The sequence below is a fragment of the Chitinophaga pinensis genome (genome assembly GCF_007896845.1).
Taxonomy (GTDB): Bacteria; Bacteroidota; Bacteroidia; order Chitinophagales; family Chitinophagaceae; genus Chitinophaga; species Chitinophaga pinensis_C.
This window is the reverse complement of record NZ_VOHS01000003.1, coordinates 186,934-202,269: the sequence shown is the minus strand read 5'-3', so window position 1 is coordinate 202,269 and position 15,336 is coordinate 186,934. Positions and strand designations below refer to the sequence as shown.

General features: G+C 44.5%; 17 protein-coding genes. 6 read left to right on the top strand and 11 right to left on the bottom strand.

From position 1 onward, the window contains the following. The 5 genes from rsgA to FEF09_RS04285 all read right to left on the bottom strand — a co-directional run bounded on the left by rsgA (position 1) and on the right by FEF09_RS04285 (position 5,178). Positions 1 to 936 (bottom strand): ribosome small subunit-dependent GTPase A, encoded by a 936-nt coding sequence (rsgA, locus tag FEF09_RS04305; RefSeq protein WP_146303964.1) that lies wholly within the window; start codon positions 934 to 936, stop codon positions 1 to 3. 262 nt (positions 937 to 1,198) lie between these two features. Next, a complete protein-coding gene (locus FEF09_RS04300; RefSeq protein WP_146303963.1) occupies positions 1,199 to 2,209 on the bottom strand; it encodes a vWA domain-containing protein in 1,011 nt (336 codons plus the stop codon). A 34-nt stretch (positions 2,210 to 2,243) separates the two neighbouring features. Then, entirely contained in the window at positions 2,244 to 3,233 is a 990-nt protein-coding gene (locus FEF09_RS04295; RefSeq protein WP_146303962.1) for a hypothetical protein, read from the bottom strand. 26 nt (positions 3,234 to 3,259) lie between these two features. After that, the gene (locus FEF09_RS04290; RefSeq protein ID WP_146303961.1) at positions 3,260 to 4,123 is read right to left on the bottom strand and encodes a DUF58 domain-containing protein; all 864 of its coding nucleotides are present in this window, start codon (positions 4,121 to 4,123) and stop codon (positions 3,260 to 3,262) included. 53 nt (positions 4,124 to 4,176) lie between these two features. Then, the gene (locus FEF09_RS04285; RefSeq protein WP_146303960.1) at positions 4,177 to 5,178 is read right to left on the bottom strand and encodes an AAA family ATPase; all 1,002 of its coding nucleotides are present in this window, start codon (positions 5,176 to 5,178) and stop codon (positions 4,177 to 4,179) included. 313 nt (positions 5,179 to 5,491) lie between these two features. On the opposite strand from FEF09_RS04285, the gene FEF09_RS04280 reads away from it, so the two are divergent. The 4 genes from FEF09_RS04280 to FEF09_RS04265 all read left to right on the top strand — a co-directional run bounded on the left by FEF09_RS04280 (position 5,492) and on the right by FEF09_RS04265 (position 7,667). Then, entirely contained in the window at positions 5,492 to 5,833 is a 342-nt protein-coding gene (locus FEF09_RS04280) for a hypothetical protein (protein WP_146303959.1), read from the top strand. Positions 5,834 to 6,057: 224 nt separating this feature from the next. Continuing rightward, positions 6,058 to 6,717, top strand: a complete 660-nt coding sequence (locus tag FEF09_RS04275; protein WP_146303958.1) for a peptidylprolyl isomerase — start codon at positions 6,058 to 6,060, stop codon at positions 6,715 to 6,717. Between the two features lie 54 nt (positions 6,718 to 6,771). Then, positions 6,772 to 7,152 (top strand): glycine cleavage system protein GcvH, encoded by a 381-nt coding sequence (gcvH, locus tag FEF09_RS04270; RefSeq protein WP_146303957.1) that lies wholly within the window; start codon positions 6,772 to 6,774, stop codon positions 7,150 to 7,152. A 134-nt stretch (positions 7,153 to 7,286) separates the two neighbouring features. Beyond that, positions 7,287 to 7,667 carry a VanZ family protein gene (locus tag FEF09_RS04265; RefSeq protein ID WP_186774189.1) on the top strand — a complete coding sequence of 127 codons (381 nt, stop codon included), beginning with the start codon at positions 7,287 to 7,289 and terminating at the stop codon, positions 7,665 to 7,667. Here the strand turns inward: FEF09_RS04265 and FEF09_RS04260 are convergent. The 3 genes from FEF09_RS04260 to prfA all read right to left on the bottom strand — a co-directional run bounded on the left by FEF09_RS04260 (position 7,660) and on the right by prfA (position 10,596). Next, positions 7,660 to 8,571: a cation diffusion facilitator family transporter gene (locus FEF09_RS04260; protein WP_261387326.1), complete on the bottom strand. Its 912-nt coding sequence runs from the start codon at positions 8,569 to 8,571 to the stop codon at positions 7,660 to 7,662. The genes FEF09_RS04265 and FEF09_RS04260 overlap by 8 nt on opposite strands. 101 nt (positions 8,572 to 8,672) lie before the next feature. After that, positions 8,673 to 9,350 carry an OmpA family protein gene (locus FEF09_RS04255; RefSeq protein WP_146303954.1) on the bottom strand — a complete coding sequence of 226 codons (678 nt, stop codon included), beginning with the start codon at positions 9,348 to 9,350 and terminating at the stop codon, positions 8,673 to 8,675. 181 nt (positions 9,351 to 9,531) lie between these two features. After that, positions 9,532 to 10,596: a peptide chain release factor 1 gene (gene prfA / locus FEF09_RS04250; RefSeq protein WP_146303953.1), complete on the bottom strand. Its 1,065-nt coding sequence runs from the start codon at positions 10,594 to 10,596 to the stop codon at positions 9,532 to 9,534. A gap of 82 nt (positions 10,597 to 10,678) precedes the next feature. Here prfA and FEF09_RS04245 point away from each other — a divergent pair, with 82 nt between their 5' ends. Further along, a complete protein-coding gene (locus tag FEF09_RS04245; protein WP_146303952.1) occupies positions 10,679 to 11,833 on the top strand; it encodes an amidohydrolase family protein in 1,155 nt (384 codons plus the stop codon). 33 nt (positions 11,834 to 11,866) lie between these two features. Next, positions 11,867 to 12,958 (top strand): mechanosensitive ion channel family protein, encoded by a 1,092-nt coding sequence (locus tag FEF09_RS04240; protein WP_146303951.1) that lies wholly within the window; start codon positions 11,867 to 11,869, stop codon positions 12,956 to 12,958. Positions 12,959 to 13,088: 130 nt separating this feature from the next. Here FEF09_RS04240 and FEF09_RS04235 read toward each other — a convergent pair whose 3' ends face one another. The 3 genes from FEF09_RS04235 to FEF09_RS04225 are packed head-to-tail and all read right to left on the bottom strand — an operon-like array spanning position 13,089 to position 15,266. Then, positions 13,089 to 13,607: a thioredoxin family protein gene (locus FEF09_RS04235; protein ID WP_146303950.1), complete on the bottom strand. Its 519-nt coding sequence runs from the start codon at positions 13,605 to 13,607 to the stop codon at positions 13,089 to 13,091. A gap of 9 nt (positions 13,608 to 13,616) precedes the next feature. Then, positions 13,617 to 14,246, bottom strand: a complete 630-nt coding sequence (locus FEF09_RS32705) for a MerR family transcriptional regulator (RefSeq protein WP_261387325.1) — start codon at positions 14,244 to 14,246, stop codon at positions 13,617 to 13,619. A 48-nt stretch (positions 14,247 to 14,294) separates the two neighbouring features. Then, on the bottom strand, positions 14,295 to 15,266 hold the full coding sequence (locus tag FEF09_RS04225; RefSeq protein ID WP_089809936.1) for a M23 family metallopeptidase: 972 nt from the start codon (positions 15,264 to 15,266) through the stop codon (positions 14,295 to 14,297). Positions 15,267 to 15,336 lie beyond the last annotated feature (70 nt).

Genomic DNA, 15,336 nt, shown 5'->3' with positions numbered 1-15,336 from the left:
TCAGTATTGGTCTTCCTGTATGCTTTCCAGAATGCTGGCATAGCTGACATAACGCTCCACATCGATTTCTCCCTCATTTACGGCAGCTTTTACGGCACATCCGGGTTCATTGATATGCAGACAGTTATTAAACTGGCATTCCTGCAGATAAGGCTGCATTTCCAGAAAATAATGCGATAATTCGGGTTTGGTGATATCCACTATACCAAATTCACGTACACCCGGTGTATCGATCAGTTTGCCTCCATCCGGCAGATCATACATTTCAGCATAAGTAGTTGTATGCAACCCTTTACCACTCCATCCACTCACCGCTTTTGTGCGAAGATCCAGTCCGGGCAACAAACGGTTGATCAAAGATGATTTACCTACCCCTGAATGACCAGACATCAGGGTTGTCTTGTCTTTCATCTCCGCTTTCAGGAGATCAATACCGTCGGTTGTTTCAGCAGATACCAGCAATACCTTATAACCGATATCTTCATATAAAGCCTGTAGTTCGGCGAACTTGTCCAGATCTTTTTCTTTATAGATATCCCTCTTGTTGAAGACCAGAATCACGGGAATATGATAAGCTGCCGCTGTTACGAGAAACCTGTCCATAAACCCATTTGAAGTACGTGGCTCCTTTACCGTACAGATCAGCATTGCCTGATCCATATTGGCCGCCACAATATGCTTCTGGTTTTTCTTATGCGGAGAGCTCCGCACGATATAATTATGTCGCTTGTTAATGTCTGTGATCATTGCGTTATTCGCAGTAGCGTCCCCGTCTTCCCGTACGATCTCTACCACATCGCCTACAGCGATAGGGTTGGTGGAGGTAATATCTTCATCGATTTTCAATACCCCTTTGATACGTGCCTGGAACACTTCTCCTTCGGTTGTTTTCGCTGTATACCAGCTACCGGTCGATCTGTAAATAGTTGCCTGCAATGCTTCTCGTAATTATTTAGGGTATAAAGGTAGTTTAATTAGGAATTACGAATTAAGAATTAGCAATTATTGGCAAATTGCCCGGCCTCCTGCTTATTGCCTGTTTAATGATCATGATCAGATTTTAAAAATAGAGAAGGGTGTCTCAGTAAGAAACTGAGACACCCTTCTCTATTTTTAAAACAAAATATTATTGACCGATTTTTTCCGATCTCCGCTGCATTTCAATGCCTGAGCCCTGATTCTCTGGCTCCTGATTGTCTTATGGCAGACTTCTGAAGACGGTATATCTCAACACCACTTCCAGCAGCATACATGCCAGCGCCAGCATTGCCAATGCGAAGAAATGTTCTGCAAAACGTTTGTAAGAGGTGATCTCTACCTTTGTTTTCTCCAGTTTGTCGATCTCGCCATAAATGTTTTCCAGTTCTTTGTTGCTCGTAGCCCTGAAATATTTACCACCTGTTTCCACAGAGATCTTTTTCATTAAAGGCTCATCCAACTGTACATCCTGCATCTGCATCTGAATAGAACCATCCGGCATGGTCATCGGAAATGGTGCTTTACCAACAGTACCTACACCGATAGTATATACGCGGATCTTAAATGCCTTCGCAATTTCCAGTGCTGTAAGCGGGTCTATCAGACCAATATTGTTCACACCATCCGTGAGGAGGATGATCACTTTACTTTTCGCTTTGCTGGTACGTAAACGGTCAACAGATGTAGCCAGTCCCATACCAATCGCTGTACCGTCCTGCAACATACCACTTTTCACCTGTGCGATCTGATTTTTCAGTACACCGTGGTCAGTCGTAATAGGGCATTGTGTAAAGCTCTCACCAGAGAAGATCACCAGACCAATACGGTCACTGATACGGCTGTCTACAAAGTTCATCGCCACTCTTTTGGCGGCTTCCAGTCTGTCAGGTTGTAAGTCCTGCGCCAGCATACTACCAGAAATATCTATCGCCAGTACGATATCGATACCTTCACTATCGATGCTTTCAGAAGTATTGCTTGTCTGCGGTCTGGCCAGCGCTGTCACCAGTGCGGTAAAAGCTACCAGACGCAATACCAGCAATAAGGGGCGCAATTTCACCTTCCAGGATACGGGCAAGCCTTTCAATCCCTGCAGGGAAGACATCTCCATCGCAACCTGTCTGCGTTGCTGCCGGGCAATATACCAGTAGATCATTACCGGTATCAACACCAGCAATCCGAAGAAGGCGGGATGGGCGAATTCAATATTTTTCCAGATCGAAAAATCCATTTACTGATAATAATTTCTCTTTTCAAGGAGCGACCTACTTCGCAGGCTGCTTTATTTCTTCTTTCCTGTTTTCTGCAATTGCGGCTTTCTCTACTGCCGGTTTCGTCCACTCAACAATCTCCTGTGCCTGCTGCATTGCACTTTCATGCTCTTCCGGAGAAGGCATCAGTTTTGCAAATTTCGCAAGGTCAGCCACACTCAGCAGACTACGTAATTTATCACGTTGCTGATTCAGAATAGTAACAGGTTTGATATGCTGTAACAGTTCTTCTGTTGTTTGCTCAAGTGCAGGAATGTTAAACTGTTGCTCAAAATAAGCTCGCAGAATATCTGTAAGACGGGTATAATATTGTTTGATATCTCCCTGTTGCCATACCTTTTCTGCCTTCAGCTGCTGCAGTTGTTGCAGTGCTATTTCATAAGGCGGAACGACAGGAGCTGTCGGTACAGGTACTGCTTTCTTAGGTCGGTTACGGAAGTATACAAATAAGCCGATACCTATCAGTGCTGCGGATATGCCAATGGCAAAATATAACCAGTAATCCCAGAAACTCCAGGCTACTGAACGCAGTCCTTTAATAGGTTTGAAGGCTTTTGTTGTATCAACGCTCACTGTATTGACATCAATAAACAGCGGACCTGTAAATGCAGAATCAGTGATGTTACCACCATTGACAATATCAAAACGCAGTGCCGGAATATCCCATCTGCCTGAATCAAAACTGGTCAGTACGATGGTTTGTCCCAGCAACTTTGTGTTGCCCTGTGCTGTAGTATCCAGCGGGGAGCGGCGTACTACTTCAAAATGTCCGAATGAATCAGGTATCTGCGGAAACACGATATCCATGCCCTGTGGAGGCATGGTTGCCGAAAGACGCAGTTGCACCTGTTCTCCCAGACGGATGCTCTCTGTATCGACTGTCGCTTTTACTTCACCCTGCTGTGCGAAAGAAGCAAATGGCGCCAGGATAAACCCAAGCAGAAAAAATAAAATAAGACGTTTAACTATAATCAGTTTAGCCATGTTAATACTTGCTCAGCTTTAGACTATCACCTGTTTACGAAAAAGTTCTGCAGGGCTTTTACATAATCTTCATCGGTACGGATACTGATAAGATCTGCGCCGCTCTTCTTGAAAGAGTTACGGCAATATTGCACATGCTGGTTGAACTGATGGGTGTAATACTGCTGTACCTGTTTATCTGAAGAATCGACCCACTGACGTTCCCCTGTTTCGAGGTCATTCATCTGGATCAGTCCTACGGAAGGCAGTTCCTTATCACGTTGGTCGTATACATGTATACCCACCATGTCATGTCTCTTTGAAGCAATGTTCAGCGCATCCTGATAACTACCGGTCAGGAAGTCACTCATGAGGAATACGATGCTTCTCTTTTTGGTCGCGTTGTTAAAGAAGCGCAATGTTTCTTTAATATTCGTGCCTTTACGTTTAGGTTCGAAAGAGATCAGTTCACGGATGATAAACAGAATATGCGACTTTCCTTTTTTAGGTGGAATGTATTTTTCTACACCGTCGCTAAAAAAGATCACACCTACCTTATCGTTGTTGTTGATAGCAGAAAACGCCAGTACGGCACATAATTCAGTGATCATGTTCCGTTTGTTCTGTTTGGAGGTTCCAAAGATGGAGCTTTCGCTCACATCCACCATCAGCATCAATGTCAGTTCACGTTCTTCTTCAAATACCTTTACGAACGGGTGATTGAAACGCGCAGTCACATTCCAGTCGATAGACCGGATATCATCTCCGAACTGGTATTCCCTTACTTCACTGAACGACATACCACGACCTTTGAAGGCACTATGGTATTCACCTGAGAAGATGTGATTGGAAAGGCCTCTGGTCTTTATTTCCAGCCTCCTTACCCTTTTTAATATTTCTGCAGTATCCACCGGTAATGATTAAAATGAATAATGATTACTACTCCCGACTTTAGCTATAAAGATCAAGGTACTTCTACCGCATTCAGAATTTCACTGAGGATATTTTCACTTGTTACATTCTCTGCTTCTGCTTCATAGGTAAGACCGACACGGTGACGCATTACATCAAAACAGATGCTGCGAACGTCTTCAGGAATTACATATCCTCTGCGTTTGGTAAATGCATATGCTTTAGCAGCCAGTGCCAGGTTGATACTTGCCCTTGGAGAACCACCATAAGAGATCAGTGGTTTCAGCTTCTGCAGTTTATATTCTTCCGGGTTACGGGTAGCAAAAACGATATCGATGATATAACGTTCTATCTTTTCATCCATGTACACTTCACGCACCAGTTTACGGGCAGCCAGAATATCGGCAGGCTGTACTACCGGATTGATCTGTACGGAAGCCTGTGGATTCAGGTTCTGACGGATGATATGACGTTCTTCTTCTTTTGTCGGATAACCGATGGTCACTTTCAGCATGAAACGGTCTACCTGTGCTTCCGGCAGCATATAGGTACCTTCCTGTTCGATCGGGTTCTGTGTAGCCAGTACCAGAAACGGATCATCCAGTTTGAAAGTGGTGTCACCGATGGTGATCTGTCTTTCCTGCATCGCTTCCAGCAGAGCACTCTGCACCTTTGCCGGGGCACGGTTAATCTCATCCGCCAGAATAAAGTTGGCGAAGATAGGACCACGGCGTACCACGAACTCATTCTTCTGCTGATTAAATAACATAGTACCTATCACGTCAGCCGGCAGGAGGTCCGGTGTGAACTGAATACGGCTGAATTTTGCGTTGATAGCAGAGGACAGGGATTTGATGGATAATGTTTTCGCCAGACCGGGCACACCTTCCAGCAATACGTGACCACCTGCCAGCAAGCCGATAAGCAATCTTTCTACCATGTAACGCTGACCAACGATCACCTTACTCAGCTCCAGGTTCAGCAGGTCCACGAATGCGCTGGCCTGATGGATCTTTTCGTTCAATTGACGGATATCATACGATGTATTCTCCATGCTTATATATGATTTACAAGTTTGCTAAAGTAAACATTCCGCGGGTAAAAGCCCGCGCCACGCGCAGTTTTTGCCCGTTAAAATGCTGTTAATAATAACATTATAAATGACAAATTACGAATTACGTCTATGATTATCAGGATACTCAGGTTTTTCCGGGTGTGCCTATATCAGAAAATGGTCATTCATAAGTCTCACTAACTCATGCGACCAAATTAATAAAGCCTGAGCATATTTATATCATCTTTTTTTATAACGTACATTTGCTGATGTAACTTCTCCATACGGAGCTCATAATTAAATATTTAGAAAGATGCAGGAAGAATTCGCGCAGCAATGGAAACGGGTGGAGGATATGCTTACAGAACGTTTCGGAAAGAAACCCAATATGGAGGCGATCCTCTTTTTAATAGGTATCCAGGAGCTGAATAATGTAAAAAAGAAATTCACCAAGGAACAGAAACAGGATCTTATGCACGTGGCTACCTGTACACTGTTGAGCCAGAGTGGCTATTTTGAAGTAGAAGGCCGCGATAAAGACGGCTGGCCTCATTTCAAGGAAGTACAGCCTGTTCCTAAAATGAATATGCTTGAACAGGAAAGGTTTTTACAGGAGCATATTATTGCATACTTTGACGATCTTGAGGGGCGCTAAACAGCGCTCCTCCTTTAAAGGGACCCGGCCATTACAGCACATTACCCCATCAGACAACCTTTTCCTGCCGATCGTCAATATACGGCCCGGCATTGGGGAACATAATCATAACATAAAACGTTTTTATGAGCGAAAGGACTTTCTGCCATCCGGACAAGATAACTTTTGCGTTAACCGGTAGCAACGTACCGGCTGGTTCATGAAAAAATCCATAAAACACCTGCATGAAAAAACATTTACTACTGCTTTTATTGTTATTATCATTTGGCACAGCCATGGCTAAACACCGGAAAGTAAAAGTTATTACACCCTATGGTACCATGATCATCAAACTATATGATCAGACACCATTACACAGAGACAATTTCATCAAACTGGTAAAGGCTCACTTTTATGATAGCACACTTTTCCACCGGGTGATCAGTACCTTCATGATACAAGGTGGAGACCCTGATTCCAGACATGCACAACCGGGTGCACAGCTGGGCAACGGAGATGTTAACTATACCGTTCCGGCAGAGTTTCAGCTGGACCTCTTTCATGCAAAAGGCGCCCTTGCTGCAGCACGTGATGATAACCCGGCCAAAGCCAGTTCCGGCTGTCAGTTCTATATTGTGCAGGGAAAAAAATGGACAGACGAACAACTCGATAATCTCGAAAAGACCCGCCTTGGTGGTCGTAAAATACCTGTCGATCAAAGGGAATACTATAAGCAATATGGCGGCACACCTCAACTGGACCAGAGCTATACTGTTTTCGGACAGGTAGTGAAAGGACTCGATGTGATCGATAAGATCGCCGCACTCAAAACGGACGCGAATAATCGTCCGCTAACAGATGTTCCTATGAAGATAAGACTGATACATAAGTTCCTTTTCTTCTAGGGTAAATATTCAATCGGAATTTCATTAATTTTACCGCTTAAAATCAAACTTGCCATGAATTTTCCATCAAACCTGCGTTACACCAAAGACCATGAATGGGTATTATTGGAAGGTAATACAGCAACTATCGGTATTACTGAATTCGCACAACGTGAATTAGGTGATATCGTATTTGTAGACATTCCAACCGTAGGTAAAGCCCTCGAAGCCGAAGACGTATTCGGTACAGTAGAAGCTGTGAAAACCGTTTCTGACCTGTTCCTGCCGGTTGCTGGCACCATCAATGAAGTCAATGAAGAGCTGGAAGGTTCTCCAGAACTGGTAAACACCGATCCATACACTGATGGCTGGATGGTAAAAATGACCGTTAATAATCCGGCTGATGTAGAAAAACTGCTTACTGCAGACGCTTATGCATCACTGGTTGCGGAATAATTCATTCGCTCTCCACACGATATTTTAATAAAAGGTTAAAAAGGGTATAACCCTGCAAAGTTTAAGGTTATAAGGTTGGTAACAACTTTATAACCTTATAACTTTACAGACTAAACTTTGTCATGGTGCCAGCAATGAGACTTTTCCGATATTACCTGCCAGCAACAGTCTGGATATTACTGGTACTATATCTGTGTACGCTTCCGGGAGACGATCTTCCGTCCAATCCCTTCTTTGAGAAGATTCATCTGGACAAGATCGTACACATCGGGTTATTTGGAGGAACTGTATTCTTTCTGTGTATTGGCGTATACCTCCAAAAGAGGATCATATCAAAATTCACACTGACGATCATCGCGATCTCTGCGGCTTTCTATGGTCTCGCAATTGAATACATCCAGAAATACTTTGCGGTTCACCGCAGCTTTGATATGAGTGATGTCGCTGCTGATATAGTAGGCGCTATTGCAGGTATTATTGCATTTAACCTGGTCAGGAAATGGTGGCTTAAGTAGCTGCTTTCTGCGGCTCCGGCTGTACAATGATGAAGTGTATAGGCGGATAAGCCGACATGATCTCTTTCCTGATACGTATGATGGCCTCATTGATATCTTCCGTTTCCAGCTCCGCTTTGAAAGTGACCATCAATAATAACATCACATCCTCCGGCGACTGATAAGTAGAAAAGATATGCTGCACCTTAACAATTGCCGGATCGCTTTCTACCAGACTTTTTATATGCTGTTGCGTGGCAGGCGCAATGCCTTCACCCATCAGCAAACTACGACTTTCTCTTGCCAGCAGTACTGATACAATACTAAGAATAATCCCCACAATCAATGACGCTACACCATCGAGGTACGGATTGTTGTAATGATGCCCCAGATATACCATCAGCGCTACGACTGAAAGTCCGATTACAGCAGCTCCATCTTCAAATAACACAATAAAACTCGCCGGGTCTTTACTACGGTGGATCGCTGTCCACCACGACAAATCACCTCTTACCTTATCAAATTCCCTGATAGCCACCACCAAAGAAGTACCTTCAAATACGAATGAAAATGCCAGTACAATATAGTTCCATGTCGGATCTTCAAGGGGAGGAGGATGCTGGATGTGGATCACTCCCTGATAGAAGGAAATACAGCCTCCAATACCAAAGATGAGTATAGATACAATAAACGACCAGAAGTAGATCTCCTTTCCATAACCGAAAGGACGTCTTTCATCAGGAGAACGTTTACTACGCCGGATGCCGAACAGCAATAACAGCTGATTGGTAGTATCCACCACAGAATGTACACCTTCTGATATCATGGCGGAACTACTGGTTGCCGCACCGGAAATAAATTTGATGACAGCAATCAGCAGATTGGCTGCCAGCGCGGTAAAGATGGTTTTATTATTTGCGGCCATATACATGCATACCGACGGGAAAATCGTGCCAATAGCCACAAAAAAAAGTGCCCCCGTTATCACGGAGGCACCAGTTGTATCAGTTGATCAGTGGAATACTATTATTTTCCTGATTCTTTCTGTGCGTCAGATTTCATCTTCTCATTCGCGAAGATGGAGAATTCCACACGACGGTTTTTAGCCTTGTTTGCATCAGAGTTGTTAGGAACAACCGGCTGTCTTGCACCATACCAGTAAGTCTGTACACGGCTTGCAGCAACACCCTGAGATTTCAGGTAAGTAGCTACCGCATTTGCACGTCTTTCAGAAAGACCCATGTTATAAGCATCTGTACCTGTAGTATCTGTGTGACCTTCCACACGTACGTAAGTATCAGGATATTTATTCAGAATGGTAGCCAGATCTTTGATGTTCTGCTGTGCCTGTGAAGTCAGGTCTGATTTATCGAAACCAAACAGTACACCTGAGTTAAAAGTTACATTGATACCTTCACCTACACGCTCAACAGTTGCATTTGGAACTTCAGTTTTGATTTCCTGTGCCTGTTTATCCATCTTTTTACCGATCAGTACACCAGCACCACCACCTACGGCAGCACCGATAATTGCACCTAATGCAGTATTACCGGCAGCTTTACCGATAATTGCACCAGTCGCAGCACCACCAGCTACACCGATAGCAGCGCCTTTTTGGGTATTATCCATTTGTTTCACTGTGTTACAAGCGAATAATGTGATAGCAGACAGGAGAATAGCTACAATAGGATTTATCCTTTTCATCTTAATTAGTTTAAACGTTCTTTTAATTTGCTTTTAGTTCTCAAGCGAAATACCTCAGACAAATATGCTGCCAGATTTTGAAACAGGCAGCATACCAGTGAACTAGATATTATGAGCGGCGCAAATGTAAGACATATATTTATTATGAAATAAGATATATATCCGCTCCGCTACTGCTTATTTAACTACCCATCTTCATTTTCTCTGCGTTCTCTGCAAACTGCAATGCCTGCACCATTTCCTGAATATCACCGTTCATAAATGCATCCAGATTGTACATAGTCATACCTATACGGTGATCAGTTACACGACCCTGTGGATAGTTGTACGTTCTGATCTTGGCAGAACGGTCACCGGTAGATACAAGGCTCTTACGTTGTGATGCAATCGCCTCTTCATGCTTACGCACTGCCGCTTCATAGATACGGCTACGCAGCATCTTCATCGCAATGTCTCTGTTGGAGTGCTGACTACGTCCTTCCTGACACTCTACCACCACACCGGTTGGAATATGCGTCAGACGTACGGCAGACTCAGTCTTGTTTACGTGCTGACCACCCGCACCAGATGAACGGAAGGTATCCATTTTGATGTCTGCATCTCTGATTTCTACGTCTACTTCTTCTGCTTCCGGCAGGATAGCTACTGTTGCTGCAGAAGTATGTACACGCCCCTGCGTTTCTGTTGCCGGTACGCGCTGTACACGATGTACACCCGATTCAAACTTCAGGGTACCATATACATCATCACCGGTTACTTCTACTACCACCTCTTTATATCCACCTGCAGCACCGGGCGTTTCATTCATAATTGAAGTGCTCCAGCCTTTGGTTTCACAATAACGCAGGTACATACGCAGCAGATCGCCGGCAAAGAGGCTCGCCTCATCACCACCGGTACCACCACGGATCTCCAGCATAGCGTTTTTCTCATCCTGCGGATCTTTCGGGATCAGCAGATTGCGGATATCAGCTTCCTGCTCGTCTTTCAACTGTTGCAGTGCTTCTGTTTCCTCCTTGGCCAGCTCCCTCATTTCCTCATCTCCACTGTCAAGGACTTCTTTATTAAAGGCGATATTGTCCAGCGTCTTCATATAGGCATCATATACCTTTACGATCTTTTCCAGCTGACGGTACTCTTTACTCAGCTTGCTGAACTGCTTATTGTCACTAACAATTTCAGGATTCGTTAATGCCAGCGATACCTGCTCGAAACGGCCTTTTATCGCATAAAGTTTATCTATCATAATTATCTTTGTTGGAGAGGGTATGGGTGACCTTGCGGTTGCCATTTCCTCTGACTGGCCGCAAAATTAATATAATTACTACATGTCTGAACAGCTGAAATTTAAGGGAACGGCATTATTTAACGGGCGGCAGTTATTGCCCGGGAATATGGTATTGATATTGACAGACGGAGGAATCGTGCAAGACATCGTGCACGAGCGCGAAGCAGGGGAGGGCGTCAGGGAACTCAACGGCATTCTGAGCCCGGGTTTTGTGAATACTCACTGCCATCTGGAATTATCCCATATGGGGGGAATTATTCCGGAAGGAACCGGTTTGCCGGCCTTTCTGACCAGCGTAATGGAAAAAAGAGGGCAACAGGACAACTCCGCCCAGACATCTGCCATGGAAAAAGCAGCAGAAGCCATGTGGGAAAGTGGGGTCTCGGCTGTTGGCGACATCTGTAATGGAACCGCCTCACTGGCACTGAAGAAAAACAGTCCTGTATATTATCATTCCTTTATAGAAAGTATGGGGTTTGTACCCGGATTTGCACAGCAACGCTATGACTATAGTCTGGGCATACTGGAGCAGTTCAAGGAAATAAACGGTCCAAACCATTCCTGTTCTATCGTTCCGCATGCACCTTATTCAGTGAGCGAAACCTTGTTTTCTCTGCTTGCGGCTACGCCGGATAATACGCCTGTCAGCATTCATAATCAGGAATGTGAAGCCGAAAACACCCTGTATCAGGATAAATCAGGGGCTTTTCTTGACTTTTACCAGCACTTCAATATGGATGCTTCCGCATTCAGGGCCACTGGAACGAATAGTCTGCCGGCATGGCTCCCATGGTTTAAACACCTGCCAGTCATTCTGGTACACAATACCTATACTACCGAAAAAGACATCGCTTTCACCAGAGAACAGGCGCCCAATGCGTACTGGTGTCTTTGTCCGCAGGCAAATCTTTACATAGAAAAACGGATGCCTGATATCCCCCTCCTGCGTAGTCAGGGTTGTACCATCACCCTTGGCACAGACAGTCTGGCCTCCAATCATCAGTTATCCATCTGGCAGGAGATTCAGACCATCCGTAAGTATTACTCAAACATTGCATTGGAAGAAATATTACAATGGGCTACCCTGAATGGCGCAATGGCATTGGGTATAGACGGGAAATATGGCAGCTTTGAGAAAGGCCGGCAGCCGGGCGTAATACTAATAGATGATCAGGAAAGCCGCAGGATTCTATAATTTCGCGGCATTAGAAGAATGCAAACGTAAACTATGAACAGTCTCTTAGACCAGGTAATACTTGGCAACCCTATCCAGAATTATTTTGTACTGGCAATTATATTGCTGTTTGTTTCCATGATCAAGCGCTATCTCTCCAGAGGAGTAGCGACCCTGCTATACCGGGAGGTAAGACGCTGGGCACCGGAGATCGGGCAACACGAATTTTCTCATCTGCTGCTGGTACCACTGGAATATTTCCTTTTGCTGGTTACCTTCATGCTGACGATAGATCACCTGAACTTCCCGCCGGAACTGAACGTAACTGTATACAACGGCTTCACGGTGAAAATGGTGCTCAATACGCTGATGGAACTGGCGCTGACCGTGTCTATCATATGGATCATCCTGCGTGTGATTGACTTCATATCACTCATGATCAGCAAAAGCGCCGATCTTTCTCATGATATCACTGACAATCAGTTCATAGTATTCTTCCGGGACTTCTTTAAAGCGATCGTTTTCATCTTTGGCGCTATCGCTTTCATTCGTATCCTCTTTGGCGCCTTACTGGTGAACAAGATCATTGCCGGTCTTGGTATCGGTGCTGCGGCCCTTGCCCTCGCTGCGAAAGAGAGTATTGAAAACCTGATCTGTTCCTTCATCATCTTCTTTGATAAACCTTTCCGGGTGGGAGACGCTGTAAAAGTGGATTCTTTTCAGGGTAATGTAGAAAAGATCGGTTTACGTAGTACACGTATACGCACACTGGAAAAGACGTATGTAACGGTGCCTAATAAGAAAATGGTGGATAGTGTACTGGATAACCTTTCACTGCGTACGCACCAGCGTGCAGTTATGCGGCTTGAGATAGCGGGAGACACCCCGGCTGACAGCATTCTGCAGGTATTGAATGATATCAGACAGTTATTGATTTCAAATGAGCGGGTACAGGAGGGGTTTGTACTGAACCTGAATGAGTTTACGAAAGATACTTATGTTATTCAGCTGATCTATCTGACACAGGTAATTGAAGGTGTACCTTATAACGGCCTGCGTAACGAAATCAACCTTGCTATTATTGGTATTATGGAGAGAAGAAATGTGAAACTGAGCAGTACAAAAGTGGAGATACACGAGAAGTAAACAAGCTTTATACAATAGAATAATCCCCGGTTAGACTATACTCATCCTTCGTTAATGTTACGTTCAAAACGTAGCATTAACGAAGGATGAGTATAGTCTAACCGGGGATTCACTATTAATGACTATAGTATCAGTCTTTATCTTTTCTGTTAGCTTTCAGCAGTATTCTTGCCATATCGCTTTCCAGTGATTCGCCTACTTCTCCATTCAGGCGTCCGATCTCTTTACCTTCACGGAACAGGATAAAAGTAGGAAGTTTCTTTATTTTATAGTCCTGTGGTGCGCTGGTCTGCATTTTTTCATCGGCACCGTAGGTCAGTACCTGTTCATCAGGGCTACCACCCAATATCATGATCTTATATAATGCTGGCAACAGCTGACGGCTCTGGTCTTCCCAGGTACCGACAACCGCTACTATATTAAATTTACCGCGATTGTCCTTAATGTAGTTCAGCATGTTATCATTTGGCTGATAACCATTTACACCTGTATAAAACCAGGCAAATGCGCTGTCATTCATCAGGGTTTGCATGTCTATTTTACCTTTTAACACCTTTTTACCGTTGGATGCTCTGCTTGCTGTGGTTTGTGCAAATGTCAAAGTTGACAGTAACATACTGCCAACCAGTAATAATGATTTCAATCGCATAATGTATTTTTATAATTGTTCCTTCAGTTCGGTCAGAAAACCTCTTACCTTTAGCAAAGCTTGTACCATTTCGAAACTGCGGGCTGCCAGTTTACGGTCTTCTTTCAATTTTTGTTTAGCACCTTCGATAGTATACTTTCGTTCTCTTAGTAAATGATAGATAAGTTTCAGGTGCTGAATGTCTTCCTGGCGGAATAAGCGGTCGCCTTTTCTATTCTTTTTAGGCTGTAAGATATCAAACTCATTCTCCCAGTAGCGGATCAATGAGGTATTTACGCGGAACATGGTGGCCACTTCACTGATTGAGTAATATTGCTTATCCAGAGGGATAGCATCCAGTGCTCTCATCAGGTCCGGGTCATCTGCCACTTCTTTCAATGATTTCCTGCCACGTTTTTTCTGTGGAGGCTGTGTGGCCGTAACAGACGCCCCTTTGCCAATAAATGGCACGGGTGGCAAATTGTCTGATGGCATCTGTACCTGTATCTTCACGGGAATCTCCACCTCCGGCAAAGGTCTTGGCGGTGGTGGCGGCGCGGGGGCCGGCTTTATGACAACGACGGGTTCCTGTACCTGTTCTGGCACTTGCACTTGTGGCTTTGGATCTGGTGAAGAAAAAAGGTCCAGTTGTTGCATCATGGTACCAAATTACAAAATTCTCCCCTTTGAGAGTTCAGCATTAACAAGTTAGTCGAATGACTGGTTGCCTGAACGGGCGATCTTCAGCATTCGGTCAAACTCTTCGGGAGACAGATCATTAAAGAAGAAGTATACCGGGTCAACTTTCTCTCCGTTCTTCACTACCTCATAATGGCAGTGCGGACCGGTCGATTTACCTGTACTACCTACCCATCCTACGACATCTCCACGTTTTACGGTCATCCCGGTGCTCACTTTCATCTTCAGCATGTGCCCGTACAGGGTCTTATAACCATAACCGTGATTGATGGTAACGTGGTTACCATAACCTACGTCACTGAGGCTGGCATCTTCTACAACACCATCACCTGTAGCATAGATAGGTGTACCTGCAGGAGCTGCAAAGTCGAGTCCGGAGTGATATTTTACTGTTTTGTAAATAGGGTCGATACGATAACCAAACCCGGATGCGATACGTTTAAGGTCTTTGTTGGCCACCGGCTGAATAGCAGGGATGGAGGCCAGCATTTTCTGTTTATTCTTTACCAGGTCGTCAATCTTTTCGTAAGATTTAGCCTGAATCGAAATACGATGTAACAGTTCCTGCAGCAATGCGCCTGTACTGGCAATGATCTCACTGCTGGAGAACGATTGTAACTGGGTCAGCTCTTCTTCCTTCTCCGCACTGCCTGCACGGGTACTATCCGGAATAGGAGAGGCTTCGAAAATAACGCGATAGATCTCGTTGTCACGATGTTCCAGTTCTCCCAACTGGGATTTAACCTCGTTCATACGATCTTCCATGGCCTCATACTTTTCATTCATTACCTCCAGCTCACGGCGTAACCGTTTCTCCTTCGGAGAATCCAGTACACGGTAGGATACGGACAGGAAGATGAAGCCAGTGACGATGGCAGCAGAAACAAATCCCAGTATCCTCAACAGTTTCACCCGCAGGGATACTACGAGTTTCTCATATTTGAGCGTTTGTGTATTATAAAAGTATTTAACCTTCTTCATGTACCGGCCTTAAGCATTTAAGCAGAACCTACATTCCCAATGGAAGTCCCTGGATTACTTTTAATAGGGT

Coding starts and splice junctions, on each gene's coding strand:
- FEF09_RS04300 (WP_146303963.1), bottom strand. CDS start 2,209: ATGGATTTTTCGATCTGGAAAAATATTGAATTCGCCCATCCCGCCTTC.
- FEF09_RS04295 (WP_146303962.1), bottom strand. CDS start 3,233: ATGGCTAAACTGATTATAGTTAAACGTCTTATTTTATTTTTTCTGCTT.
- FEF09_RS04285 (WP_146303960.1), bottom strand. CDS start 5,178: ATGGAGAATACATCGTATGATATCCGTCAATTGAACGAAAAGATCCAT.
- FEF09_RS04280 (WP_146303959.1), top strand. CDS start 5,492: ATGCAGGAAGAATTCGCGCAGCAATGGAAACGGGTGGAGGATATGCTT.
- FEF09_RS04275 (WP_146303958.1), top strand. CDS start 6,058: ATGAAAAAACATTTACTACTGCTTTTATTGTTATTATCATTTGGCACA.
- gcvH (WP_146303957.1), top strand. CDS start 6,772: ATGAATTTTCCATCAAACCTGCGTTACACCAAAGACCATGAATGGGTA.
- FEF09_RS04265 (WP_186774189.1), top strand. CDS start 7,287: ATGAGACTTTTCCGATATTACCTGCCAGCAACAGTCTGGATATTACTG.
- FEF09_RS04260 (WP_261387326.1), bottom strand. CDS start 8,571: ATGGCCGCAAATAATAAAACCATCTTTACCGCGCTGGCAGCCAATCTG.
- FEF09_RS04255 (WP_146303954.1), bottom strand. CDS start 9,350: ATGAAAAGGATAAATCCTATTGTAGCTATTCTCCTGTCTGCTATCACA.
- prfA (WP_146303953.1), bottom strand. CDS start 10,596: ATGATAGATAAACTTTATGCGATAAAAGGCCGTTTCGAGCAGGTATCG.
- FEF09_RS04245 (WP_146303952.1), top strand. CDS start 10,679: ATGTCTGAACAGCTGAAATTTAAGGGAACGGCATTATTTAACGGGCGG.
- FEF09_RS04240 (WP_146303951.1), top strand. CDS start 11,867: ATGAACAGTCTCTTAGACCAGGTAATACTTGGCAACCCTATCCAGAAT.
- FEF09_RS04235 (WP_146303950.1), bottom strand. CDS start 13,607: ATGCGATTGAAATCATTATTACTGGTTGGCAGTATGTTACTGTCAACT.
- FEF09_RS32705 (WP_261387325.1), bottom strand. CDS start 14,246: ATGATGCAACAACTGGACCTTTTTTCTTCACCAGATCCAAAGCCACAA.
- FEF09_RS04225 (WP_089809936.1), bottom strand. CDS start 15,266: ATGAAGAAGGTTAAATACTTTTATAATACACAAACGCTCAAATATGAG.